Origin of the sequence: Moorena sp. SIO3A2, from assembly GCF_010672265.1 — a bacterium.
Taxonomy (GTDB): Bacteria; Cyanobacteriota; Cyanobacteriia; order Cyanobacteriales; family Coleofasciculaceae; genus Moorena; species Moorena producens.
In genome coordinates, this window is sequence record NZ_JAAHHC010000006.1 from 14,718 (window position 1) to 40,782 (window position 26,065).

Here is a 26,065-nt window from a genome sequence, read left to right on the forward strand (position 1 = left end):
TTGTCAGAATCCTAGGGGCTAGATGCCTAGAGGCTAGATGCCTAGAGGCTATAACCTAGAGCATAAAATAGGAATTCGGATTCCATAATACGACCGAGATGCTAGAACACGATGTCATTATTGTCGGTGGGGGATTAGCTGGATGTCGCGCTGCTTTAGAGATTAAACGCTCTGAGCCTAAGCTGGATGTCGCCCTTGTGGCTAAAACTCACCCAATTCGTTCCCATTCGGTGGCTGCCCAAGGGGGTATGGCAGCTACTCTGAAGAATGTTGATGCGTCCGATAGCTGGGAAGCCCATGCCTTTGACACGGTTAAAGGGTCTGACTACTTGGCAGACCAGGATGCAGTAGAAATCCTCACCAAAGAGGCTCCAGAGGTAGTCATTGAGCTGGAACACATGGGGGTGCTGTTTTCCCGCTTACCGGATGGTCGGATTGCTCAGAGGGCTTTTGGAGGTCATTCCCATCGGCGCACTTGCTACGCGGCAGATAAGACGGGTCACGCCATTTTGCATGAACTGGTGAACAATCTCCGGCATAACGGTGTCAAACTCTACGATGAGTGGTACGTTATGCAGCTGATTTTGGAAGAGGGTCAGGCAAAAGGGGTGGTTATGTTCCAGCTCCTAGACACGAAGGTGGAAGTAGTACGGGCAAAAGCTGTCATGTTCGCTACCGGGGGTTATGGACGGGTATTTAATACGACCTCCAATGACTTTGCCTCCACTGGGGATGGTCTGGCAATGTCAGCTCTGGCTGGGGTGCCTTTGGAAGATATGGAGTTTGTACAGTTTCACCCTACGGGCTTGTATCCGGTGGGGGTTTTGATTTCTGAGGCGGTACGAGGGGAAGGGGCTTATCTGATTAACTCAGAAGGTGATCGCTTTATGAGCGACTACGCCCCCAAACAAATGGAACTGGCACCCCGGGATATTACTTCAAGAGCGATTACCCTAGAACTCAGAGCTGGTCGTGGAATTCATCCTGATGGCAGTGCAGGTGGACCTTTTGTTTACCTTGACCTGCGCCATATGGGCAAAGACAAGATTATGAGTCGGATTCCGTTTTGCTGGGAAGAAGCCCATCGCTTGCTTGGTATTGACGCAGTACATCAACCAATGCCAGTACGACCAACTGCCCACTACTCCATGGGGGGAATCCCTGTCAACACCGATGGGCAAGTCCATAGTGGTAAAGATGGGTTAATTGAGGGCTTCTTTGCCGCTGGGGAATCAGCCTGTATCTCTGTTCATGGGGCAAATCGCCTCGGGAGTAATTCCCTGTTGGAATGTGTCGTTTATGGCAAAAGAACTGGTGCTGCGATCGCAAAATACGTCCAAGACCGGAAGTTACCAGACATTGATGAGCAATCCTACCTCAATGCAGCCCAGGCAAAAATCAAAGCCCTTGTGGAAAAATCTGGCACCTTACGGCTTAACCAGTTGCGTCAAGCCTTCCAAGACTGTATGACCCAATTCTGTGGCGTTTTCCGTAACCAAGCTTCCATGGAGGAGGGGTTAAACCAACTGGAACAATTGAAACAACAGTACCAGCAAATTTATTTGGATGACAAAGGCAACTGTTGGAACACGGAAATTATCGAAGCCTTGGAACTGCGCAATTTAATGATAGTCGGAGAAATCATTCTTACATCTGCCCTGAACCGACGAGAAAGCCGGGGTGCCCATAGCCGGGAGGATTATCCCCAACGGGATGATCCCAATTTTCTCAAACACACCCTAGCTTTTTACTCATCCGCAGGTATTGACCTGCAATATAAACCGGTAAGCATGACCTTGTTTGAACCGAAAGAGCGGAAGTATTGATTACTAGTCCGAGACTGCCTCAGTGGTCGAGTCATGGGTAACTAGCGTTAGTACTCTGTGTCGGTTACTCATCACTAATCTTCGGGAGTTTCGGGAATTTCGGGAGTTTCCGGAGTTTTTGGAGTTTCGGCTGCCAACTGTTTGACTTGGTCTTTGTACTTGGCTGGTGCTAGGGATGTAGCCTGGTCAAAGAGGGGTTTAGCCTTTTCAGTGTTACCCTGTTCTTGAAAAATCATGGCTTTAGCTAGCACTGGTCTCCAGTCATCTTGGTTGCCTTTGATTGCCTGGTCATATATAGCTGTGGCTTCGTCATAACGCTTCTGATTCGCGTAAACTTGACCTAACAACAACTGCACAGAAATGACATCAATGCTCCCAGGCTTAATTTCATTGACTTGCTGGGAACTTTTTAAGGTGTCTTGCAGCAAACCGATGGCTGCTTCTGGGCGGTTTTCCTGGGTTAGCAAACTAACTAACCCTTGCAGAGCATTCATATCCCCAGGCTTAGCGTTTAATATGTCCCGATAGGCTTGAGCTGCTCCTTCGCGATCGCCAATTTGTTGTTTTACCTGAGCCAGCAAGACTCCATAATCTGTCTGGTCAGTATTGAGTTTGGCTAACTTTTCTAGGGGTTCAATCGTGCCTTTGATGTCTCTTAGCTGCAGCCGTATCTCCAGCAGACCTCTCAAAGCCGTTAAATTTTCTGGTTCTCGCTGCAAGACTAGTTCATAACCCTTGGCTTGAGCTTCTAGTTCTGCTTGCTGCTGGGCAGACATATTTGGTGTAGCTGTAGGTGTTGCCCCAACAGAGGCGGGATTATCCTTGAAAATATTCCCTAGCAAAGGAATCATCGAAATACCGATAAACGCTAGCACAGCTAGTACTAGCACTATTTTGATCCACAGACTGCGCTTTTGAGACACAAAACCTTCTTGAACTCTATTGCCATTATGAAACGATTTGGGGGTTTTAAAGTATCCTCCCATAAATCCTATCTATTAAATAAGCTAGCATTAAAGCTCAGTTAAATCGGCTAGAAACCGCTCAGATTAAAGATTCCATAAACTTTGCGGATCTAGCCTTTATCTCACTGCATTCTGTACAGTGGGTAGACTAGTACCAAGTGCGCTCACCCTCCAGTTTTGTGGTGGCAAGAATCCAGGATAATTTTTTCTGGAAAGGACACCGGAAAGCTGGAAGATGTTGACAAAACAATGCTGCCAATGTCAGTCAAAACCACCCATGGGAATGTGTCTCCGCCGCTAGGAGGTTATATGAATTCGTCTGTGAATCGGCTTCCCGACTCAGCTGAGTCATCTGGAATCCAACCACCGGAAGTATCCAGTGTGCAAAACCAGCCCCCAGAAACACCAACTGGTGGCTCTCAAGATACCACCAAATCAGCTCCCTTAGCTGAATCTAATGGGAAAGTAACTACTCAGGTCTCAAGTAAGGTCTCAAGACAGCACCCAATTCCTGCCCCCAGTGAACCTAGGCAATACCGCGCCATTGGTCTGGTCAATGGCAAATATATGCCTTCCGCAGAGCAGTTGACCAGGGGAACACTTGTAGCGGCAGATGGAACCTTGATTGATGCGGTGTTACTCGGTCGGGTCATGAGTTTGGTCAAGAATCACTTAGATCTCAATCAGCCCCACCTCTGGGTTGTCTATCCCCGCATCAGGCAAGCAGACGATAACTTACATGTCCAAATTGTTGGCGTCTGGGAACCAGAAACTCTCGAACCCACAGCTTCAGCTGAAACAACTGACTCGGGAGTTGCTCAGTCCGAAGCAGAAGTCGAGACATCAAATGACTCCTCAGAAGCTGAGGCGGAACCGATTCCGAAGGATGGCTATTTTTCCATTCGTGGCGAGGTGATCTACCATTCGCGGGAGAAGGAACAAGTCGTTGTTAAAATTAGGCAATTACCTCGTAAAGAGTCAGATAAGCCTAAGTTTTTCAAGTTAAAGCTTAAGGGTTGCCTGGGAGAAAGGGTCGTTGGTCATTTTTGGGATTTACATGCACAGCTGCAAGCCAATACCCTGGTGATCCAGGAAGGAAACGATATTGGTTTTCTCAACAAATTTGGACCAAAGAGGAAACCATTTAATAAAAATAAAAAACGTTTTGGTGCTAAAAAGAGTTACCCGAAGCCACGCCCTCCTCGTAAAAAGGATGGCGTGGCTACAGCCACAGCACCCAAACCCCAAAGACCAAGACCGAAACCGATCAAGCGTATTGACAAGGGTAGTAAGGGTGATCCCTCTGGGAATTCTGCTTGATGGGAAGTGGAAAATTGCTCGAAGCGTGAGCTACCACGCTTTACTTTGAAGAAGATGGGGGGATGGGGGAATCGGGACGGACATGGAATATCCCCTACTCCCCTACTCCAGAAGCTACCTGTTCCCCTGGCATCCTCAGAGCAACCCCCAGGAGTTTATTCAATTTTAATTTAATTGATTTTTTTGTTGGCGGGATGGTAAGATTAACAGTCAACAGTTAACAGTCAACAGTTAACAGTCAACAATAATTGACAGTTTATTATTAATTTTTTTTAAATCAAGGGTGTCTTAATTTAAAGTTTTAATTAAGGGATCTACTTGACTAGATAATAATGAATAATTAAGTTCATAGTCACGGATGAATTCGGGGAATAAAGATTAGTACATGCTTGTTCCAAAGTTCCGAAGTTCCGAAGTTACCTTTAAATTAATTTGATTTCCTAAGGCTTATGCTCATTGCTATAACTATAAATTAGTTTGATAAAGGATACGCTAACTAATAGCGTTATTGAATCATTTTGGCTAGTATATGGCGAGATAAATTCCATGGATAGGTAAATTTATCAAAATGTTTGATGGATGTCCATGAGCTACCTAACTAAGGTAGTCTTTTTTGGTGAGAGCGATCGCTATCTATGACTATATTTCTAACCCTGAGCGTTGTCCTACTAGCTTTAATCAGTTTCATTAGGGAATGGATGCCAGTGGATATCACTGCGATCGCAGTGATGGTATTACTTATGCTTCTAAAGCTAGTCACCCCAGAACAGGGAATCTCTGGTTTTGGCAACCCTGCCACGATCACTGTGATGGCTATGTTTATCCTCAGTGCTGGGATTGCCCGAACTGGGGCGCTTCAAATCGTGAATGACCTACTGCTGAAGTGGGGAGGCAAGGAGTCAACCCAGCAAATCTTTACCATGGGAATAATTGCTGGGCCCATAACAGGCTTCATTAACAATACCGCTGTGGTGGCTGTACTACTTCCTATTGTAGAAGATTGGTGCCGCAAGCAAAGTATTTCCCCTTCTAGGCTTTTGATGCCCTTATCCTTTGTCACTATCTTAGGGGGCATGATCACTACCATTGGCACCTCCACTAATGTCTTGGCCAGTGGGTTGTCTAAACAGTTGGGCTATGGTGATTTCAGCTTGTTTCAATTCACCCGATTGGGGCTAATTACATTCACCATAGGATTGGCATATTTGGCTCTAGTGGCACCCCGACTTTTGCCCAACCGTAAAGTAGCCAGCAATGGTATTGTCACTCAGGACTATAATCTCAAAGAGTATGTCAGTGAAATTGTAATTACACCAGATTCCAGCCTAGTGGGGCAAACCCTACGTGCCAGTGAAATTCAGCGGAAGTTTGATTTGGACGTTTTGGAACTGATTCGCAATGGTAGCCGTTTTCCCCAACCGCTGGCAGATAAAGTATTGCGACCAGGGGATATTTTGATTGTGAGGTCTGGTCGGGAGTGTCTGCTGAGAGTCAAAGATGAACGAGGGATAGAAATCTTAGCTGATGTCCAATTTGGAAAGCAACCCTTGGAAACGGGTCTTACCTCTGGGGAGGAAGGGATTGCTGAGGTGTTGATCCTGGCTAACTCTAATTTAATTGGCTCAACCTTAAAGGATATGCGGTTTCGACAACGCTATAACGGTACGGTTTTGGCAATTCGACGGGGACAGGAACTGGTCAGAGAAAGACTTGGAAGAGTTTGCTTGCACTTTGGTGATGTGCTGTTGGTACAAGGTCCGAGGCAAAGTTTGTTGGGATTGCAAACCAGTCGAGATTTGTTGGTGATTGGACAGCGAGATTTAGAAACCCTACGGCGAGACAAAGCAGGGATTGCGATCGCAATTAGTGTAGGGGTAGTCTTAGCAGCTGCCTTTAATGTACTACCGATTATGGTGAGTGCCTTGTTGGGAGTAGTCTTGATGGTGATCACTGGTTGTCTCAAGCCTGGGGAACTGTACGGAACAGTACGCTGGGATATTATTTTCCTGCTGGCTGGGTTAATTCCTTTGGGAATAGCCATGAAGGAGTCAGGCACAACCCAATGGTTAGCGGAAAATCTAGTGGCACTAGGGGGTAATCTCCCTGGTTATTGGTTGTTAACACTGTTCTATGTGGTTACTGTCCTGATCACAGAGGTGCTGTCTAATAATGCTTCGGTGGTGTTACTATTGCCGATTGCTGTGGAGGTAGCTAAGAGTTTGAGTCTCAATCCTCTGGCATTTATGTTTACAGTGATGTTTGCAGCATCCAATAGTTTTATGACTCCGATTGGGTATCAGACCAATACCATGGTTTATGGGCCAGGGGGTTACAGGTTTTTGGATTTTGCTAGGGTGGGTGCCCCATTAAGTTTGTTGATGGCATTGATTATTCCGCCACTGGTGATTGCCCTGTATGGGTTGTCTTGAGTCTCCCCGCTATAAATAGACCGGGATTCTTGAAGCTTTAGCTAAATCTTTTACTATCCAACTGCTAAGTGATCCGAGAGCTGAAATCCGAAGAGTCGGGAAATGATTAACCCCTTATATCAAGTCTGGTTGAATACCCATCAATTTTGGGGGGCGCGGGGAGCTTGGGGAGGGTGGGAAGTGTGGGGAGATGGCCAGATGGCCAGATGGCCAGATGGGGGAGATTTTTATTAAGGGTAATTATCCTGACATGATATTACCGGCAACAGACGGGTCGGAAAGTCCGGTTCTAAACCAGAGGTGCCCGATGGTATACTCTGGACTCTTTCCCCTCTTCCCCCTCCTGATTGTGAATCGTGATATCTTTGAACGCAACTTGATATCAAGGCTGGTGATTGGAAAAAAAATTGGCTGAAGAATAGTTTGGTCAACTGGGGTAGAGTTTTTTTTCTGAACCAATGAATTTAATTGATTGGCTAAACTATCCAGATTTAACCAATAACTCTTGAATAACTGAACAGATAATTATTATAAACCATAATTCTAGATTTAAAATCTCACCATAACCTGTAGATTATAGCAAAAAAATAGTATCAAATTATTCAAGCTTTAAAGAGTTGTAAACCATTGATATTTTAGCAATAAAACCTATATTATTACGTTTTATTAATGGCCATTACACTCTTTTAAAAAATACCTTAAATAAGTATAAATACCTCAGAGCTAAAACCTAGCAGGGCGCTATGGTAAAGCTATGATAATAATAAATTTTAAATTAATTTAAAATTTATTATTATATAATCGATTCGATAAAATAATTGATTGTTATTCCACAAGTTTAAACCAGAGTAACCATAGGGATTTTAGTGAGGAGATAGTTTTGAAACGGACTCAAAGATCAGATCAGAGATTACCCAGGGTGGTTTATACCCCTGAGAGTCAGATGAGGCATCCGCTTCAATTATTTCAAGAGATGGGGCGAGACTTGCTGGCTTCTAGAGAACTAGCTTGGCGACTTCTGGTCCGGGATATCAGTGCTCAATACCGCCAGTCATTGCTGGGAATTATCTGGGCTTTTATACCACCAATTGTGACGGCTGTTGGCTTTACTTTGGCTAAGAGTAACGGGGTGATTAATGTTGGTAGCACGGGCTTGCCCTATCCAGCTTATGTGATGTTTAGCATGACCCTGTGGCAGACTTTTGTGGAAACACTGAATGGTCCTGTCCAAGCGGTGACCGAGGCAAAGGCGATGTTGGCTAAAATTAATTTCCCCCGTGAAGCCATTATTCTTAGCAAACTGGGTCAAGTATTTTTTAACTTTGGTATCAAGCTGATTCTGATTGTGGGCTTGTTTATCTGGTTCAGGATGCCAGTAAGTTGGAGCGTGATTATAGCACCAGTGGCTTTCATTCATCTTGTCTTATTCGGAACATTTATTGGCTTGTTATTAGCCCCGATGGGAGCCTTGTATAAAGATTTTTCTATGGGTCTTACTTTGGCAACTGGATTTTGGTTGTTTCTGACTCCAGTTGTCTACCCAGTTCCTAGTGAGGGGGTATTTGGCGCTATTGTGAAATTGAATCCAGTCACTCCTTTGCTGGTGACAACACGAGAGTTGGCAACGACAGGTGTGATATCAGAACCTCTGGGATTTTGGGTTACGAGTGGGATTGCTGTTGTGGGATTGCTCCTAGCTTGGATTGTCTATCGTCTATCCATCCCTTTTGTAGTTGAGAGGATCAGTTCTTAATTATGATTAGTAGCACTGAGCGAGACGTTGCGGACAAATCCCAGGATAGTGAAGTCATTCTCTCGGTTAATGGGGTTTCTAAAAAGTTTTGTCGGGACTTGAAGCGGTCTTTATTATATGGGGTCCATGATATTGCCACTGAGTTAGTAGGATTGAGGCAGAAGGATGAGAAGCTGCGGAAAAAGGAGTTTTGGGCACTGAATGATGTCAGTATTCAATTGCGACGAGGAGAAGCTATTGGCTTAGTGGGGACAAATGGTAGTGGTAAATCGACATTGTTGCGGATTATTAGTGGTTTGATTAAGCCGGATGTTGGCTCTGTGGAAGTTAAAGGTCGGTTGGCACCATTGATTGCTTTGGGAGCAGGGTTTAATCCGATTTTGACAGGGCGGGAAAATATTTATGCCAATATGTCGATTTTGGGGTTGTCGAAGGAAGAAATTGATCAGCGGTTTGATCAAGTTCTAGAGTTTGCGGAAATTGGGGATGCGATTGATTCGCCGGTACAAACCTATAGTTCTGGAATGGCAGCAAGGTTAGGCTTCGCTAGTGCAATTCATACAGAACCAGATATTCTTCTGATTGATGAGGTGCTAGCAGTCGGCGATCTTCTGTTTAGGATGAAATGCTATAGAAAGCTGTCTGAATTACGTGATAAAGGTACAACGTTTGTTCTAGTAGCTCACAATCCTAATTCTATTCTATCTATTTGTGATTCAGCAATTTATCTTCAACGAGGAAAATTACTAGCAGTTGGTAAGGCGGCTGTGGTAATGCAAAAATATGATGAAGATTTGTTCCTAGATAACAAACAGGAATCACAGGGAGCTGTTTTCTTGAAAGAAAAATCACCAGAAGAAAGCACTGGTTTAGATATTATTGGCGTTTACTTTAGAGATGGACAAGGAAATAGGATTGAATATCCTATGAGTGGTCAACCTTTATACTTGTGTGTTAAGTGCAAAGCTCACACAGAAATTTCTCATGGCATCCTTTGTTTTCAGATTAGAGAAATTGCAGGAGAAGGGGAACCATTATTAAACCTCGATAGTCACCTAGACAACACAATATTAAAAATTTATAATGGACTAGTTGAACTTCAGTTAGAAATGCCTTATCTTGGATTAAGACCTGGTTCTTACTCTAGTAGAGTCTGGGTCAAAAAGCCACCTAAGTATATCTACGATCACGTACCATTAACCTTCAAAGTTAAAAGTAATTCATTAATGACACAATGTCAATTTTATCAACCTAGAAAATGGAAAGCATTACCCCAATAATTTTTTTTATAACCATTATCAAATATGTGGAACTTATTTAAGTTAATTCGTAATTTACGGAATAATTATAAAAAAAAAGTAATACAAAACTATTACCATAAAAACCTGGGAAATCTTGGGGAAGACTGTTATATAGGCAAAAGCGTAATCAAAAATAATTTAAGTAAATTATTTCTTGGAAATCGAGTCATTGTAGAAAATAATGTAACTCTTAAATGTAATTTGGAAGACTCTGCTATTCATATTGGCGATCGCTCAATTATCCGAAGTTCAGCAATGCTCATATCTGCACAGGGTAAGATAAAAATTGGTAGTGACTGTAGTGTCAACCCTTTCTGTTTTCTTTATGGTGCAGGTGACTTAGTTATAGGAAACTGGGTCAGAATCGCTACCCATACTGTAATTGTTACTTCAAACTATACCTTTGATGATCTTGATACGCCTATCGACCTTCAACCGTCTACTAAGAAAGGTGTCATTATAGAAGATGATGTTTGGATAGGAGCGGGAGTAAGAATCCTTGATGGTTGCAGAATAGGTAAAGGTTCTGTCATCGGTGCTGGGACAGTTTTAACCAAGAGTGTTGAGCCTTACTCCGTAGTTGTAGGAGTACCAGGCAAGGTTATTCGTAAACGTGGTGAACCTAAAGAGAGTAAACAGGATCAAGTTTTTTCCAAGACTAGTCAAAGTCACATAGATTTACCTAATCAAATTATTACTAATAAATAATTCCTAGCACTATTAGGAAAATTAGCCATGAAAAATCAAGAGCGTGTGCGAGTATTTATCGGATCTGGCGAAGCGAGTCTACTGGAGAGGAAAGTATCAATTTACTCTCTTCGTAAGCATAGCCATAGGGAACTGGATATTTATGTTTTCAATGGCACCCACAATGCTATTGAACTTAATGATGATCAGCCTTATATCGCTCCCATGTCCTTAAGAGTTAAATATCGGAATACAACTGAGTTTAGTCTCTACCGATATTTGATTCCACAGCTCTGTAACTATCAAGGTAAAGCTATTTATATTGACTCAGATACTATCTGTTTGACTGATATTGGTGAACTATTAGACACACCTTTGAATGGCTGTGATTTCCTGGCAAAAAGAGCTTATAGCAGTGAAGCTAAAGACCTTTGGGGCTTGAGCGTAATGCTGATCGATTGTCAAAAATGCAACTTTGATTTAGAAACCTACTACGACGAAATTGAGCAAGGTCTGTATTCTTACCCTGACCTTGCCCGTATGAGTCCTGCTTTTCTTGCTCATCACCATTACCAGATCGGAGAACTAGACCCCCTTTGGAATGTCTTTGATTACTATGACAAAGATACGAAGTTAATCCACTATACGAACCTCTACACTCAACCCTGGAAGTATACCAATCATCCCTATGGAGATCTATGGTTTCAGTACTTTAACGAAGCTAGGGATTGCGGTTATATAACCCAAAATGATATTGATTTAAGCCTTGTTCGTTCCTACGTCAGGCGTGATTTACTAGAGGGAAATTTCTCAACCATGGCTCGGGAAATAGCTTCTTTAAAAAGGGCGATTAAATCCGTTAAAAAAACTAGTTGGTTTTAAGTAAGCATTCAGCGGTCAGCGGTCAGCAGTCAGTGGTCAGCAGTCAGCGGTCAGCGGTCAGCTTTGTGGCACAGGCTTCTAGTTGCGTAGGGTGCGTGATAAGACGGGCTCGCCCCCATTTTAAGCCTCGTAGCCAGTGTTAGGTTGCTGCCCGTAACGCACCACCGGGTCAAACAGTATGCATTGAGATGCACCCGGTCATCTCAAAGTCGTGATGGAGTAATTGGAGATGAATAAAAAATTTATTGACTACGATTTATTACACTCATTAAACAAAGATTTTTTCAGATTAAAATATCCATTTCCATGGTTAAATTTAAATCATTTTATAACTTCAGAAGGATTTAAAGAATTAAATCATAATTTTCCTAATTTAAACTATTTTGAGAAGCACAAATCTATAAAGCGAGTTTATGATCAAAAACCCCATGACCGCTACTATCTTGCCTATGAAAAATCTAATTATCACTTGCATAAGCGCAAAAACAAAGGTATAGTTCAACTCAAACAATTACCTGAAAGCTGGCAGAGGTTTCTGGAAGAGTTAGAAACTAACTTGGACTATCAAAATTTTATCAAGTCCCTGTTTGAAGTTTATGATTTCCGAGTTCGTTATGCTTGGCATGTAGGAGTGACCAACTCTGAGGTTTCTCCTCACACAGATGATCCGAAGAAAATTGGTACTCATATTCTATATTTCAATACCAGTGAAGACTGGAATCCTGATTGGGGAGGCTCTACCCTGGTACTGGGTGGCAAACTAACTGACGCCATGAACCCAGATTTTACTGACTTCACAACCATTACACCAACTCAGTTTTTGGATAATTTTAGCTTTATCTTCAAAAACACTCCAAATGCTTGGCATGGTGTCAAACCCCTCACTTGTCCTCAAGGCAAATATCGCAGACTATTTAATATTATCTTTGAATTTTCAGGCCCTAAGCGCCAGCTGCCTCAGTCTGCATTACAATCTGACTCACCTGTTCCATGGCCTAAAAAACTGGTTAATAAAATAATTCATAATTTAGATGGTTAGCCAGTTAAATTATTAGCTATATTGCTTTTTTGCGGGATGTAATTTGATTAGAAAAAATCTATAAAAACCTATGCTTTCCCTAATGGAAAAAACTTGCTTTTCACAGGTTGTTGAAAGGCTAAAAATTGAAGCTGATGCAATTACTCTAGCTGCCAATCGACTTCAACCTCAGGAAGTTGAGCAAGCTGTTGAGCTTTTAGCTAATTGTCGAGGTAAGGTGGTATTGGTGGGAGTTGGCAAGTCAGGAATTGTAGGGCGTAAAATTGCTGCTACCTTGACGAGTACGGGGACTCTAGCAACCTATCTACATCCAGGGGATGCTATGCACGGTGACTTAGGGAGCGTCACCTCTTCAGATGTGGTTGTGACTTTGAGCAACAGTGGTGAAACCGATGAGCTTGTGGCTGTAATGCCTTACCTCAAGCGTCGGCAATTACCGATTATTGCGATTGTGGGCAACCTGAACTCTACTCTTGCTCGCAATGCAGATGTTGTGCTTGATGCTTCCGTTGATCAAGAAGTGTGTCCTTTTAATCTTGCTCCAACTACCAGCACAACGGTTGCTCTGGCAATTGGAGATGCTTTGGCAATGACACTAATGCCACTTAAGGGGCTAACGCCAGAAGATTTTGCTCTGAATCATCCGGCAGGACGTTTGGGTAAGCGCCTGACTTTGAGAGTCGCAGACTTAATGCACAAAGACCAAGACAACCCTGTGATTTCCCCTCAAGCCAGCTGGATTGAAATTGTTGGTGCTATCACTAAAGGCAGTTTGGGAGCAGTCAATGTAGTTGACGATAAGGGTGAACTTTTCGGAATTATTACTGACGGTGATTTACGACGTTCGATTGCCAAAATCAAGCCAACGGAGCTAGAACACCTCAAGGCAGTAGCAATTATGACTCCCAATCCGGTAATGGTTCAACCTGACCAACTGGCTTACGATGCCTTACAGCTTATGGAAAATCGGACTTCTCAAATCTCCGTGTTGCCGGTGGTGGATAAACACAAACGCTGTATTGGCTTACTTCGACTCCATGACATTGCTCAAAGTGGTATACTTTGAGCAAGCTTGAAGAAGCATCTACCTACTCGTGTAATAGGAAATAAAAATTATTAGGAGTAGGTTATGAACTCTGTTCGCATCGAAGCAGAAGACTACAATACTGGTGGTCAAGGGGTAGCTTATTACGATCTTGACCCTGGCAACAATGGTGGAGAGTATCGCTTTGAGGATGTGGATATTTCTTACAGCGGCGATGTAGATGGCACACCGCTGGTGGGTTGGATTGAGTCAGGAGAATGGCTGAACTATGAGGTCACCATTCCCAGTTCCGGGACTTATCAACTCGAAGCTCGTGTGGCTTCTGCACTCAATGGCAATCATAGCTTCCAAGTCAGTCTAGACGGAGAACAGGCTAGTGTGAATTTGGGCAACACTGGTGGCTGGAGAACTTGGCAGACGATCGAGTCTTCCCAAGTGCTCAGCCTCAGTGCCGGGACTCATCAATTGCGCCTGGATGTACTGAGTGGGGGCTTCAACATCAACTACATTGATTTGATTCCGGTCTCACCATCTGTGACCCCAACTCCTGAGGTCGGCAACGGCAATAATGGTGGTACAGATAACAACACCTCTAATCAGGGCAACGGAATTGATACTATAACTGATGTTCAGGCAAGCGGCTCTACTGTTCGCATCGAAGCAGAAGACTACAATACTGGTGGTCAAGGGGTAGCTTATTACGATCTTGACCCTGGCAATAATGGTGGAGAGTATCGCTTTGAGGATGTGGATATTTCTTACAGCGGCGATGTAGATGGCACGCCGCTGGTGGGTTGGATTGAGTCAGGAGAATGGCTGACCTATGAGGTCACCATTCCCAGTTCCGGGACTTATCAACTCGAAGCTCGTGTGGCTTCTGCACTCAATGGCAATCATAGCTTCCAAGTCAGTCTAGACGGAGAACAGGCCAGTGTGAATTTGGGCAACACTGGTGGCTGGAGAACTTGGCAGACGATCGAGTCTTCCCAAGTGCTCAGCCTCAGTGCCGGGACTCATCAATTGCGCCTGGATGTACTGAGTGGGGGCTTCAACATCAACTACCTTGATTTGATTCCGGTCTCACCATCTGTGACCCCAACTCCTGAGGCTGAGCCTGAACTAGACCCACCAACTGTCAACTTCGGCAACGTAATTAATGGTGGTACAGGTAACAACACGTTTAATGGGGGCAACGGAATTGATACTATAACTTATGTTCAGGCAAACGGCTCTATCATTGCCAACCTGGAAACTGATATCGTCACTCACAAATTTGCCACTTCACCTGACACGCCGTTTAAGATTATGCCCCTAGGTGATTCCAACACCTTCGGCTTGCCTGGTCGGGATTGGGGAGATACAGCAGCTTACCGTGATGATTTGTGGAATTTATTAGTCGATGATAGTTTCAACATAGATTTTGTTGGCCCCCGGTCTACTGGACCCGATGGCTTTGATAAAGACAATGCGGGATTTGGGGGATGGAGAATTCGTGATATTGCCAATAATGTTAATGGTTGGTTAAACACTTATCAGCCAGATATGGTGCTGTTAATGATCGGCACCAATGACATACTCAAAGGTGACGATGTTAGCAATGCACCATTACGGCTTAGTAATCTGATTGATCAGATTACTAATCAGTTACCAAATACAGAGCTTTTGGTAAGCTCAATCCCACCACTTGGTACAAATCCAGAGCAACCGGACAGTGATTTTATTCCAACTCCAGCACAACAACAGCAGGGCATAGATTTTAATTTATCTATACCCGATATTGTCAGTGACAAGGTCGAGGAAGACAAAAACGTAACTTTTGTCGATGTTTACAGTGCCTTAGTGCCCAGTGATTTGCCAGATGGTGTTCACCCCAATGTAGAAGGTTATGGAAAGGTTGCTGATGTTTGGTACAACAGCATTCTGAATACTAATAGTGGTGAAGATACTCTTAATGATATTGAAAACATGATTGGCTCACCTTATGACGATATTTTAATAGGTGATGGAGATGTCAATATCATTAATGGTGGTGGTGGTAATGACCTACTAACTGGAGGTGCTAGTGACGACATATTTGTCTTAGCCCCAGGAGAGGGAACTAAGACCATTACTGATTTTGTAGTTGGTGAAGATTGGCTGGCACTATCTGGTGGTTTAAGGTGGGAGCAGCTGACAATCACTCAAGGTACTGGTTCCAATACCAATGATACCTGGATTATCAATGGTGGTGAACAGTTAGCTTTACTAAATCGGGTGCAAGCAACAACTATCACGTCTGATGCTTTCACCCTGGTTTAGTAGACTTAGCTATAGCATTTACAAATAGATCATAAGGCGTTGCTGAATTTAAGTATGAATTTATTTGTATTATTTGGCTACTGCCTCCTAAATCCCCATCTGTAAAAAATCGAAGCATCCGCTAATTCTCCCCAGTATTTGGCGGCGCGGGACTTTGAGAGTTTCCTTCCCCCCAGTATTGGGGGGTTAGGGGGGCGAAATCATACCCATAATCAGCAACTGCGGTCTCGGAATCATAATCAAGTCTTTGTTTTGGGTAAGAGATATTGGTAGATTTGAAAGCTATAAAGTATATTTTTCGATAATTTATTTTACGCCCAAACCTGTGGCAATACTCCAGTTATTTCTCGTCTTTACGAGAGTTAAAAAAAGCTACTGATAAATTTAATAACAGTCATTATATCACCCGTTAGGTAACTTAGTTTATGAATATTCTTGCCGTTATTCCTGCTCGCTATGATTCAACTCGTTTTCCTGGCAAACCCTTGGCAATGATTGGCGATCGCCCAATGGTGCAGAGGGTTTATGAAGCAGCTAAACGTTGTCCTGATTTCACTAAGGTGGTAGTTGCCACTGACTCTGAATTAGTTGCGGATTGTGTGGGGAAGTTTGGGGGAGAGGTAGAAATGACTAGCTCAGACCATGCTACTGGTACTGACCGGGTTGCAGAAGTAGCTCAACGTTATCCGGAAATGACGGCAATAGCCAATGTCCAAGGAGACCAACCTTTTGTTACTGCTCAGATGCTGACCCAGCTGGTAAGTCCCTATCTCAAAGGGGAGTTTCCTGCAATGACGACTCTTGCTTGTCCTCTGGATATGGCAACAAACTATCAAGACCCTAACTCAGTCAAGGTCGTATGCGATCGCAAAAGTCACGCCCTCTACTTTTCCCGCGCTCCCATTCCTTACTTCCGTAATTCTGGAGATGCACCTGTATTTCACCATCTCGGACTCTATGCTTTTGAGCGAGATTTCCTGAGCAAATATGCTCAACTGTCACCCACACTCCTAGAGGAGTGTGAAGGCTTAGAGCAGTTGCGAGTACTGGAACATGGATTTGCCATTCGGGTGTGTCTTACTGAAAGGGCAGTTTTGGAGATTAATACCCCTGAGGATTTAGTGCAGGCTCAAGCCTTGATTATGGCACCAACTGCATAGCACTCTAAAGGCTTTGGCTCAAAAAGTAGCTGATTCTATGACAACCTCTCAATTTGTGGCACTACCTTAATGATTAAGGAACTACGTATTATTTCTGGTCCTGTATCAATTTCTCAGTTCAATCTGAATCGATTAAGAGAAAATGACCCTCAACTATTAACTGCTTGCCCTAATCCACCGCCAGAGGCTGTAAAGGCAGGTAAAGCTATTCCCGTCCCAATGGGAGAATTCTCTATTGATATTATTTTAGATAAATTACCCAGTGATTTTTATCCTGATCTAGTGCAGATGTCTGCCAGGAATATGCACTTCATGCCGCGAGGACTTGATAAATTAACATGTCCAAAAGTCATGAAAATTGGGGATACTTTTCACTGGGGTGATGAGTCTCTAAGTGGCATGATTAGATACTGCCAAAGCTTTGACTGTGATTACCATTGGGTCTATCAGGGGGTTCAACATTTACATTTCTTTGTGGAAGCAGGTCTGAAAAATGTCTTCTGGTTACCAGGAACTCCTGTCATTGAGCACTATGTTCCTCAGAAGAAGGAAGCCAAATCCTACGATATTATTTTCCGAGGTTCTCAGTCATCACTGCACGTCTACCGCAGCAACCTACTAAAGTTCCTGCAGGATAATGGCGTCAAAATTGATATCAGTCGCAAACCATATGTTGAATCCTTAGAGGACTACAGTAAGTCCCGGATAGTATTGAATTGTGGTTTAAATGGAGATACAAATCGCCGGATTTTTGAAGTACTCATGGCAGGAGGTTTACTACTAACAGACCGTCTCAGTCCTCAGTCAGGTTTATTTTCTCTATTTGAAGAAGGGGTTCACCTAGAGTGCTATGATAGTGAAAATGAGCTGCTGGATAAGATTGAGTTTTATCTAAAGCATCCTGAGCAAGCAGAAAAAATTGCTATAGCAGGTCATCAAAAGCTGATAGATTGCTACAGTCAACAAGCAATACAGCAAAAGTTATACCGCTACATCTTACAGGGTGAGATTGAGCCGCCTTTCCGTTTAGAACATGACACACGGGTGCTGCACATTAATCAGCCGATAGACGAAAAAAAATTTGTCATTCGTTTAAAAATTTACGAGCTGATTCAAGAAATCCATCGGCTTAACTCTCAAATCAAACTTCTCTACTGGAAAGGTAGAAATAAAGAGCTACTGTCAGATTTAGCAGACTTGCCACGGTTAGATATTACTTATGCTAATACTACAGAAGCTTTAGCAGATGTCAAAACTTGGTGCTCCAAGGTTGAGGTTAAAGACCAGGTTCAGCTACAAAGTCTGCCTTTAGAGCTGACAGGGGGCAAACAATTTCAGATGGTAATGGTGGATTTGCCGGATAAGCTGCTATCTATCAAGGAGCTTCTGGTAGAGATTGAACCACAACTCCCTGAATCGGGATTTTTATTAGTGGTAGGAAAAGCTACAATTTTCACAAAAGTAATGTTAAGCATACTAGCAAGATGGTCTGGTTTATTACCGATCAGAATTTGTGCAGCTAATTCCCACCATCAGTTAGGAGTAGGAGCCTGTTTGGTTTACCAAAAACTGACTAGACCTTCTCAAGCTCACTTAGTAAAGTCTACACCAAAACTGTTTGTACCCAAGCTGAGTCTTAAGGCGAAGGTAAGTCAGGGATTGTCCTCCCTGCCATTAGTGAACTGGACAAAGACGTTAATCAGAAATTCATGATTAATTAAAAACTAATTCAATCCTGAATTAGTTAGATATAAAAGTATTATTTAAATAATAAAAAATTTAGTTGAAACCGTCAGTAAAAAAATCTAGTAATCATGAAATTAGACATAGCATCACATATTCCTTTATCCTTTGACGATATCGTTAATGAAATTACTAAATTTACAGATTTATCGGAGCAAGAAGTTAGACACAGAGTATGGATGGAAGGTATGAATCTGGGCTGGAATGTCCTACAGGATATACCTGTCTTCCAGGTAACACCCCACCACTATGACGAACATATGGAGCAACTCTACCGCGAGAGCTACGGATTTATCTTTGAAACCCTTGTTTTCTGGATAAACCCTGCTCGACAAAAATGGACTGAGTCAGCACTAAACCGAATCAGCTTATACACTGAAAAGTGGGGATTAGATCCTAAGCAAATCAAAATTCTCATGCTAGGTGACGGTAGCGGTAATGATTCTATTTCTTTAGTTAAAAATGGCTTCAATGTTAATTATTTTGATTTCCCAGGTAGCAAAACCTTCGACTTTACTACAAAACGGTTTGCTAATTATGGTTTATTAGATGAATCTATAACTCTTATAAGTGATTACAACCAATGTCTATCTAGTAAATATGACGTAGTCTTATCCTTTGAAGTGCTAGAGCATCTGAGTGATCCATTTGCTGCTATTGGAGATATACACTCCATGCTAAAACCAAATGGCATTGCACTGATCACCGAGGCATTTAGAAAGGTGAATCCTAATCTACCTACCCATCTAGCAGCAAATGCTAAATATGATGGGCTGACACCATTTATGTTTCTAAAGCAAGGCATGTTGTTGTCTTGGTATGATCGCAAAATGGGGGGGAAACCCATGGAATTTTTAAGATTAAACAATAATGTATCATTTATAACTAAACTTCTCAAGTTTATGGATCTGATCAAAGACAAAACCATCAGAGCAGGCTATTTCAAGGCTATCAGGCGAAATTACCAGAATGCTGTCAAGCAATTTATCAAAAAATGTATAGGTAAATAGGTTTTAATAAAGTATTTTTATACCTGTATACCTGTATATAGGTATAACATAAACCACAGTTAAATCTAGGTCATAAGGATACTATAATATAAAAAATATCAAATAATTTTTATTAAAAATAAATAATATATGATGAGATATATTATATGAATAAAATCATCAAATCCAGGTTGATAATTCCACCAAATTGGTTAAAATTACTGATTATATTTTTATTGATATTAGGAGTATTTTTTAGATTTTGTAATCTTGAAACAAGAGCTTATTGGCATGATGAGAGTTACACCTTACTAAGAATTTCTGGTTATACGGTACCGGAGGTAATTCAACAAGTATTTACGGGTCACATAATTGGAGTTGAAGAACTACGACAGTATCAAAGTGTTAATTATGAAAAAACATTTTTTGACACTATCAATGGGCTGGTGACAGAGGATCAACATCACCCGCCTATCTACTTTTTAATAGCACGGTTTTGGTTTCATTGGTTAGGTGATTCGGTAACCATAAACAGAAGCTTACCTGTCTTAATCAGCCTGTTGGCACTCCCTTGTATCTACTGGCTTTGTCTGGAACTTTTTAAGTCCTATTTGACAGCATGGATAGCGATGGGATTAGTAGCTATCTCTCCTTTCCATGTGTACTATTCACAAGAAATACGGGAGTACAGTTTGTGGGCAGTTACGACTTTACTAATGAGCGTGTCACTGCTGCGGGCAATGAGGTTAGGAACAAAATCTGCATGGGTGATTTATACAGTAACTACAATACTATCGCTCTATTCTGCTGTATTTTCTGTCTTTGTCTTATTTGGTCATGGAATTTACGTGGCTGTCAATGAGGGATTTCGGCTAAGTCAGAAAGCTGTTGCTTACTTATTAACATCATTTGTTTCAGTTGTGGCGTTCTCGCCCTGGCTTCTGGTGATTTTGACCCATCTGGACAAACTAAAGGAAGTAACAGCCTGGATGGATATGTCACTGCCGGTAAACACTTTAGTACAAAGTTGGATTTTCAATCTTCAATCCGTCTTTTTTCAAACCAAATTTTGGCTTCCAGGATCTCTGAAAACTTTGCTAGCCTTTGCTATGGCAATTCTAGTGGGGTACTCAATTTATGTTCTGTGCCGACACACCCCCAAGCAAATATGGCTATTTGTTGTCACCTTAATCATACCAATTTCACTGAGTCTAGCTCTTCCAGATTTAGTGTCTGGTGGAATACGTTCAACTAACGCTCGTTATTTCGTTCCGTCTTACTTAGGATGCCAACTCGCCGTTGCTTACTTTCTTTCTACTCAGTTCACTTCCACGAAAATAAAATTTTTGCAGCGGAAGCATTTGCGAATAATTACCATAACTCTCATGGCAGCAGGAGTTTTGTCTGGTGCTATTCAATCAGTGAGACCTAGTCGCAGTGATAATCAAAAAATCGCGGAGATTATTAATCGAGCAGATATGCCATTAGTAGTTAGCGGTGAAGCCTCCAAAAATGGCGGTGGTAGCTTTGGTGACATCATGGCATTGAGTCATTTACTAGATCCCAAGGTCAAACTTCAGCTAGTTATCGAGCCTAACCAACCTACTATTCCTGAGGAATTCCAGGATGTTTTTTTATATAAGACGCCAGAATCATTTAAGCATAAAATTGAGCAAAAATATAGGATAAATTATGCCTATAACAAACAATTTTTTTTATTACAAAAATAAAATAATTTCCAATAATATTGATATTTTTTTTATAAAATATATTTAATATATATCCGTTATTTATGTGATAGGTCAACAAAATAAACGATAATTGTATTGTTATACAATGGCGATTATAGGTTGCTTGTTATGTTCTCTAACTCAGAAGACGATATCGAAATTTCCGTTGTGATTCCTCTTTATAATGAAGAGTCCAACATTGATTACCTGTTTGAACGCCTTACGATAGGGCTAGACAATCTCAACATCAACTATGAGATTGTTTGTATCAACGATGGCAGCAAGGATAACACGCTAAAGTTATTGCTCCAGCACCATTACTCAAATCCTGTAATTAAGGTTATCAATCTATCTCGTAATTTTGGTAAAGAGGCTGCTCTAAGTGCTGGTATCGATTTTGCTAGTGGTGCAGCCATTATACCAATTGATGCAGATCTCCAAGATCCGCCTGAAATGATGGGGGAGATGATTAACAAATGGCGTGAGGGCTACGATGTTGTTTATGCAACACGCCGTTCTCGTCAGGGAGACACTTGGGCTAAGCGTTTTACTGCCAATTTTTTCTACCGAGTGATTGGTCAAATAAGCCATGTGCAAATTCCCTCCAATACTGGAGATTTTCGTTTGCTTGATCGGCGTGTAGTTGATGCTGTCAAGCAAATGCCAGAACGAACCCGTTTTATGAAAGGGATATTTGCTTGGGTTGGTTTTAAGCAAACTTCTATACTCTACGATCGCCCTCCACGTTATGATGGAATCACTAAGTGGAACTATTGGCGACTTTGGAATTTTGCCATTGATGGTATTACATCATTTAGTCTCCTGCCTTTAAAGGTTTGGAGTTATGTCGGTCTCATCCTTTCTATAGCTGGATTCCTCTATGCTGCTTTCCTAATAGTTCGTACGTTACTGTTTGGGATTGATCTTCCTGGCTACGCCTCATTAATGGTAGTCATACTTTTTTTAGGAGGAGTGCAATTGCTGACACTAGGTATAATTGGTGAATACATTGGTCGCATCTTTGAAGAATCGAAACAAAGACCGATTTATCTAGTTCGTGAACTCTACGGTTTACCAAAAAAATATTCACTAAATGATAATTGGATTTCCTCAAAAAAATAATATAAAAAAAATATGGTATGATTACGGTTTTATCTATGATAAAATTAACTGTTAAATTTACTATTACGGTAGATAAAAATAACTTTTTACCGGAGATAAATGTAATGACTGATTGGATAAGTAGGAGCGTTATTTGATGCTCAACTATAAGCGGTTTGTTGTCTTGCTCACATTTGTTTGTCTCTTTGCAACTGCTTTAGTGATGCATTTACTTGGAGGCATTGAGCCAGAGCAACTTCAGTCTTGGCTGAGACAGGCTGGGATCTGGGCACCAGTGATCTATATCATCTTTTATGTTGTAGCGACTGTGTTAATACTCCCTTCAACAGCACTTAATTTAACTGGAGGAGCCATCTTTGGTCCGTGGTTAGGTACACTCTGGACTAGTGTTGCTGCGGTAATTGCCGCAGTGGTATCCTTCGCTTATACCCGCACTGTCGGGCGTAAGCTAGTGGTTGAGAAGCTAGCTAAAAGTTGGCGGGCGATGGACACTGAAGTGGATCGCGGAGGGGTGTTATACATATTTGCGATTCGACTACTGCCAATCATTCCCTATGGTTTAGTCAATTTTGCTGCTGGTCTCACCTCAGTTAGCTTCAAGGACTATTTTCTGGGTACGGTTCTAGGCATCATTCCGGGTGTTTTCCCTTTTGTGTTAATAGGTAGCTCTGGTTTAAAGGCACTGAGAACAGGAGACATACTGCCACTGATTGCAGCATTAGGGTTGACAGGAGTTTTAGTCATGGGAGCTACCTGGTACCGAAGTCACCGAACCTAATCTTAAAAATTTGGTTGACAGCTCTAGCTTTAATTGATGGTACCTGTATATAGCAAATCTCATACCCATGAGGTACAAATCTCTGGGTTTTAGGGAGCAGGGAGCAGCTAATAGGCAATAGGCAATAGGCAATAGGCAATAGGCAATAGGCAATAGGCAATAGGCAATAGGCAATAGGCAATAGGCAATAGGCAATAGGCAATAGGCAATAGGCAATAGGTAAAAAATAATGTGTACCTCATAGCTATGATAAACGCTATATTATGTCAGATTATTTAACAATAATTTTTTTATACATTTAAAAAAATATGAAACTATCGGTTTTAATTAACAACTATAACTATCAGCATTATGTTAGTGATGCTATCGATAGTGTGCTCCAACAATCATTTCCCGTAGATGAGATTATTGTTGTCGATGATAAATCAACAGATAAATCTGCCAAAATCTTAAAAGAAAAATTTTCAGATCACGAAAAAGTCAAGCTGGTATTGAAAAATAAAAATGAGGGGCAGCTTTCAAGTTTTAATGCGGGATTTATTGCTTCTTGTGGAGAGATTATCTGTTTTCTTGATGCCGATGACCTTTATAAAGAAAATTACATTGCAGAAGTAGTAAAATTTTACCAAGAGCACCCAGAGTGTGATTTTCTGTTTTGTAGCGCTGAGGTATTTGGGAATGAAAAACGAATCGCCAGTTGCTACAACAATACAAGAGATTTGGGCTATTCCAGAATCGCCACTCTCTATAAAAAAGCATGGGTAGGTCATCGAACTTCGACAGTTTCGATGCGTAGACATGTACTCGAGAAGTTCCTACCGCTTCCCCAGCAAGAAGATTGGCGCATTCGTGCAGATGACTGCTTAGTTTTCGGAGCTTCAATAGTAGGAGCTAGAAAATTTTATCTAGCCAAACCTCTGGTAAGGTATAGAGCCCATGGTAACAACAATCACTATGGGCAGAAGCAAAAAAGAACGCCGGAATACCTAGATAAATATAAACAGGCTGTAGATCACTTGTTAGGATTCTTAGCCGAAAAGATGAGCTATCCAAGTAACCTATATGAACAGGCCCATATCGAATTTAGGACAATTCCGAAACCGAATGAACAAGAATTTAACATCTACGAATCTATTATTGATAAATCTGAGCTTCTTGTCTTGAATAAGCTTTCCAGATTTTTGTCTATTTACATCCACTTTATCAGCAGAGGCGGATTCCTATCCCTAGTCAGGATAAAATTACTTTGGCTAAGGAACAAGATCCAACGATTTGCACTGAGGTTATATAGACTCCCTCAATCCAAGACCAATACCACTGCCTAAATCAGTGGAGTTCAGTTAAACCTGGAGTACCGCTCCGAATGATAAAACCGTGAACAAAGGGACTTGCCTGTAAAAAAAATATCAATTAAAACTATCAATTAAAGTAGAGTGGGCAAAATCATCTAATCTAGACTACTCAAAAGAAGCCAACTTTTTTTGCCCACCCTACAAGCTGGAGTACCGATCAGAATGAGAGGACCATGAACAAATTTAGGAAACTCCAAGATGTTATTTAACTCATTTATTTTTGTCCTTTTCTTCATCATTGTCTACACGCTTTACCTGTTTTTAAATAGGAACTATAAAGCCCAGAACATTCTGCTGCTGATTGCTAGCTATGTGTTCTACGGATGGTGGGATTGGCGGTTTCTCTCGCTCCTAGCTCTCTCCACGGTTGTTGATTTTACAGTAGGAAAACAGCTCCAAGACATCAAAGAAGAGCGAAAACGAAAACTACTCCTGTGTATCTCTTTAATTTTTAATCTTTCCCTACTGGGTTTCTTCAAATATTTTAACTTTTTCGCAGAAAGTTTCAGCAGTTTGCTTAAACTTGTTGGACTTCAGGTTGACTGGGTTACCTTAACTATCCTGCTGCCTGTAGGGATTTCTTTCTACACTTTCCAAACGATGAGTTACACCATCGACATCTACCGAGGAAAGTTGAAGCCGATTAGTAATTTCCTGGATTTTGCACTTTTTGTTTCCTTTTTTCCCCAGTTGGTGGCAGGCCCGATCGAACGAGCAACTACGCTAATACCCCAAATCATATTACCACGTAATCTCAATATAGAACAAATTAATGCGGGGATATTACTAATTATTTGGGGGTATTTTAAAAAGGTAGTAATTGCTGATAATATGGCGACTATCGCCAATCCAATATTCAATAACTACACCCAATATCAGGGGTTGGATGTCCTGATCGGTATTCTGGCTTTTACCGTGCAAATCTACGGAGATTTCTCTGGTTACTCTGACATTGCGCGAGGAATTTCCAAGCTGATGGGCTTTGAGTTGATGGTGAATTTCAAGCTACCCTATTTTGCTCTCAATCCCAGTGATTTTTGGTTACGATGGCATATTTCTCTATCTACTTGGTTACGAGATTATCTTTATATTCCCTTAGGTGGTAACCGCCAGGGTAGTTTAAACACCTACCGTAACTTGTTTTTAACAATGCTTCTGGGCGGTCTTTGGCATGGAGCTGCCTGGAACTTTGTGATCTGGGGTGCATTTCACGGGCTGATTCTGATCATCTACCGCATCTTTGATAAGAATCCAGAACATCAAGATCCTTGGAGCGGTAAGTATTCCTATCTAAGGATCTTGGGCAAAATGTTGTTGATGTTTATCCTGACTAACATTGGCTGGGTAATCTTCCGTTCCAGTTCAGCCGATCAAATCTATTACATGCTTACCAGAGTGGGGGTGGGTAGATCAGATCAGAGTTTACTCTTGGGATATGACTTAGTGTTTTTCTGCTTGCCATTGGTCATGGTTCAGATCTATCAGTATGTGACCCGTGACCTGCTTATCCTAACAAAGCTAAACTATTGGTGTCGGGTTCCGGTCTACAGTTTCTTGATTATCTGGATTTGTGTTTTCGGTGTTCGCACATCTGGAGAATTCATCTACTTCCAATTCTGATTTTGATTAATGACGAGAGTAAAGAG

General features: G+C 41.8%; 22 protein-coding genes. 20 read left to right on the forward strand and 2 right to left on the reverse strand.

Features of this window, described 5'->3' with window-relative positions; genetic code table 11:
* Nucleotides 1-98 precede the first annotated feature (98 nt).
* The gene (locus tag F6K64_RS07815) at nt 99-1,826 is read left to right on the forward strand and encodes a succinate dehydrogenase/fumarate reductase flavoprotein subunit (RefSeq protein ID WP_008179299.1); all 1,728 of its coding nucleotides are present in this window, start codon (nt 99-101) and stop codon (nt 1,824-1,826) included.
* A 74-nt stretch (nt 1,827-1,900) separates the two neighbouring features.
* On the opposite strand, the gene F6K64_RS07820 is transcribed toward F6K64_RS07815, so the two are convergent.
* On the reverse strand, nt 1,901-2,749 hold the full coding sequence (locus tag F6K64_RS07820; protein ID WP_044492237.1) for a tetratricopeptide repeat protein: 849 nt from the start codon (nt 2,747-2,749) through the stop codon (nt 1,901-1,903).
* Between the two features lie 300 nt (nt 2,750-3,049).
* Between F6K64_RS07820 and patR the strand changes: the two genes are divergently transcribed.
* The 17 genes from patR (at nt 3,050) to F6K64_RS07905 (ending at nt 23,067) form a co-directional block, all read left to right on the forward strand.
* Nucleotides 3,050-4,111 (forward strand): heterocyst master regulator PatR, encoded by a 1,062-nt coding sequence (patR, locus tag F6K64_RS07825; RefSeq protein ID WP_229414284.1) that lies wholly within the window; start codon nt 3,050-3,052, stop codon nt 4,109-4,111.
* A gap of 6 nt (nt 4,112-4,117) precedes the next feature.
* A complete protein-coding gene (locus F6K64_RS07830; protein ID WP_154659665.1) occupies nt 4,118-4,285 on the forward strand; it encodes a hypothetical protein in 168 nt (55 codons plus the stop codon).
* Between the two features lie 461 nt (nt 4,286-4,746).
* A complete protein-coding gene (locus F6K64_RS07835; protein ID WP_071107460.1) occupies nt 4,747-6,540 on the forward strand; it encodes an SLC13 family permease in 1,794 nt (597 codons plus the stop codon).
* Between the two features lie 102 nt (nt 6,541-6,642).
* The gene (locus tag F6K64_RS07840) at nt 6,643-6,774 is read left to right on the forward strand and encodes a hypothetical protein (protein WP_008179291.1); all 132 of its coding nucleotides are present in this window, start codon (nt 6,643-6,645) and stop codon (nt 6,772-6,774) included.
* Between the two features lie 709 nt (nt 6,775-7,483).
* Nucleotides 7,484-8,293 carry an ABC transporter permease gene (locus F6K64_RS07845; protein WP_081431980.1) on the forward strand — a complete coding sequence of 270 codons (810 nt, stop codon included), beginning with the start codon at nt 7,484-7,486 and terminating at the stop codon, nt 8,291-8,293.
* Between the two features lie 2 nt (nt 8,294-8,295).
* Nucleotides 8,296-9,573 carry an ABC transporter ATP-binding protein gene (locus tag F6K64_RS07850; protein ID WP_008179284.1) on the forward strand — a complete coding sequence of 426 codons (1,278 nt, stop codon included), beginning with the start codon at nt 8,296-8,298 and terminating at the stop codon, nt 9,571-9,573.
* A 24-nt stretch (nt 9,574-9,597) separates the two neighbouring features.
* On the forward strand, nt 9,598-10,302 hold the full coding sequence (locus F6K64_RS07855) for an acyltransferase (protein ID WP_008179282.1): 705 nt from the start codon (nt 9,598-9,600) through the stop codon (nt 10,300-10,302).
* 27 nt (nt 10,303-10,329) lie between these two features.
* Nucleotides 10,330-11,163 carry a glycosyltransferase gene (locus tag F6K64_RS07860; RefSeq protein ID WP_008179279.1) on the forward strand — a complete coding sequence of 278 codons (834 nt, stop codon included), beginning with the start codon at nt 10,330-10,332 and terminating at the stop codon, nt 11,161-11,163.
* A gap of 229 nt (nt 11,164-11,392) precedes the next feature.
* Nucleotides 11,393-12,202, forward strand: a complete 810-nt coding sequence (locus tag F6K64_RS07865) for a hypothetical protein (protein ID WP_008179278.1) — start codon at nt 11,393-11,395, stop codon at nt 12,200-12,202.
* A 70-nt stretch (nt 12,203-12,272) separates the two neighbouring features.
* Nucleotides 12,273-13,268 carry a KpsF/GutQ family sugar-phosphate isomerase gene (locus tag F6K64_RS07870; protein WP_044492175.1) on the forward strand — a complete coding sequence of 332 codons (996 nt, stop codon included), beginning with the start codon at nt 12,273-12,275 and terminating at the stop codon, nt 13,266-13,268.
* Between the two features lie 63 nt (nt 13,269-13,331).
* Entirely contained in the window at nt 13,332-15,545 is a 2,214-nt protein-coding gene (locus tag F6K64_RS07875) for a carbohydrate-binding protein (protein ID WP_287263263.1), read from the forward strand.
* Between the two features lie 425 nt (nt 15,546-15,970).
* Nucleotides 15,971-16,705, forward strand: a complete 735-nt coding sequence (gene kdsB / locus F6K64_RS07880) for a 3-deoxy-manno-octulosonate cytidylyltransferase (protein WP_008179275.1) — start codon at nt 15,971-15,973, stop codon at nt 16,703-16,705.
* A gap of 69 nt (nt 16,706-16,774) precedes the next feature.
* Nucleotides 16,775-18,418: a glycosyltransferase family protein gene (locus F6K64_RS07885; protein ID WP_008179274.1), complete on the forward strand. Its 1,644-nt coding sequence runs from the start codon at nt 16,775-16,777 to the stop codon at nt 18,416-18,418.
* A gap of 101 nt (nt 18,419-18,519) precedes the next feature.
* Nucleotides 18,520-19,458, forward strand: coding sequence for a class I SAM-dependent methyltransferase (locus F6K64_RS07890; protein ID WP_008179273.1), 939 nt, complete (start codon nt 18,520-18,522; stop codon nt 19,456-19,458).
* Between the two features lie 146 nt (nt 19,459-19,604).
* Nucleotides 19,605-21,167 (forward strand): glycosyltransferase family 39 protein, encoded by a 1,563-nt coding sequence (locus F6K64_RS07895; protein WP_008179272.1) that lies wholly within the window; start codon nt 19,605-19,607, stop codon nt 21,165-21,167.
* 129 nt (nt 21,168-21,296) lie between these two features.
* The gene (locus F6K64_RS07900; RefSeq protein ID WP_008179271.1) at nt 21,297-22,289 is read left to right on the forward strand and encodes a glycosyltransferase family 2 protein; all 993 of its coding nucleotides are present in this window, start codon (nt 21,297-21,299) and stop codon (nt 22,287-22,289) included.
* Nucleotides 22,290-22,425: 136 nt separating this feature from the next.
* Nucleotides 22,426-23,067, forward strand: coding sequence for a TVP38/TMEM64 family protein (locus F6K64_RS07905; protein WP_008179269.1), 642 nt, complete (start codon nt 22,426-22,428; stop codon nt 23,065-23,067).
* Nucleotides 23,068-23,174: 107 nt separating this feature from the next.
* Here F6K64_RS07905 and F6K64_RS07910 read toward each other — a convergent pair whose 3' ends face one another.
* On the reverse strand, nt 23,175-23,309 hold the full coding sequence (locus F6K64_RS07910; protein ID WP_267871981.1) for a hypothetical protein: 135 nt from the start codon (nt 23,307-23,309) through the stop codon (nt 23,175-23,177).
* Nucleotides 23,310-23,375: 66 nt separating this feature from the next.
* Between F6K64_RS07910 and F6K64_RS07915 the strand changes: the two genes are divergently transcribed.
* Together F6K64_RS07915 and F6K64_RS07920 are read left to right on the forward strand one after the other, a co-directional pair.
* Nucleotides 23,376-24,392, forward strand: coding sequence for a glycosyltransferase family 2 protein (locus F6K64_RS07915; protein ID WP_008179267.1), 1,017 nt, complete (start codon nt 23,376-23,378; stop codon nt 24,390-24,392).
* A 225-nt stretch (nt 24,393-24,617) separates the two neighbouring features.
* A complete protein-coding gene (locus tag F6K64_RS07920; RefSeq protein ID WP_008179266.1) occupies nt 24,618-26,039 on the forward strand; it encodes an MBOAT family O-acyltransferase in 1,422 nt (473 codons plus the stop codon).
* The last annotated feature ends 26 nt before the right edge of the window (nt 26,040-26,065 follow it).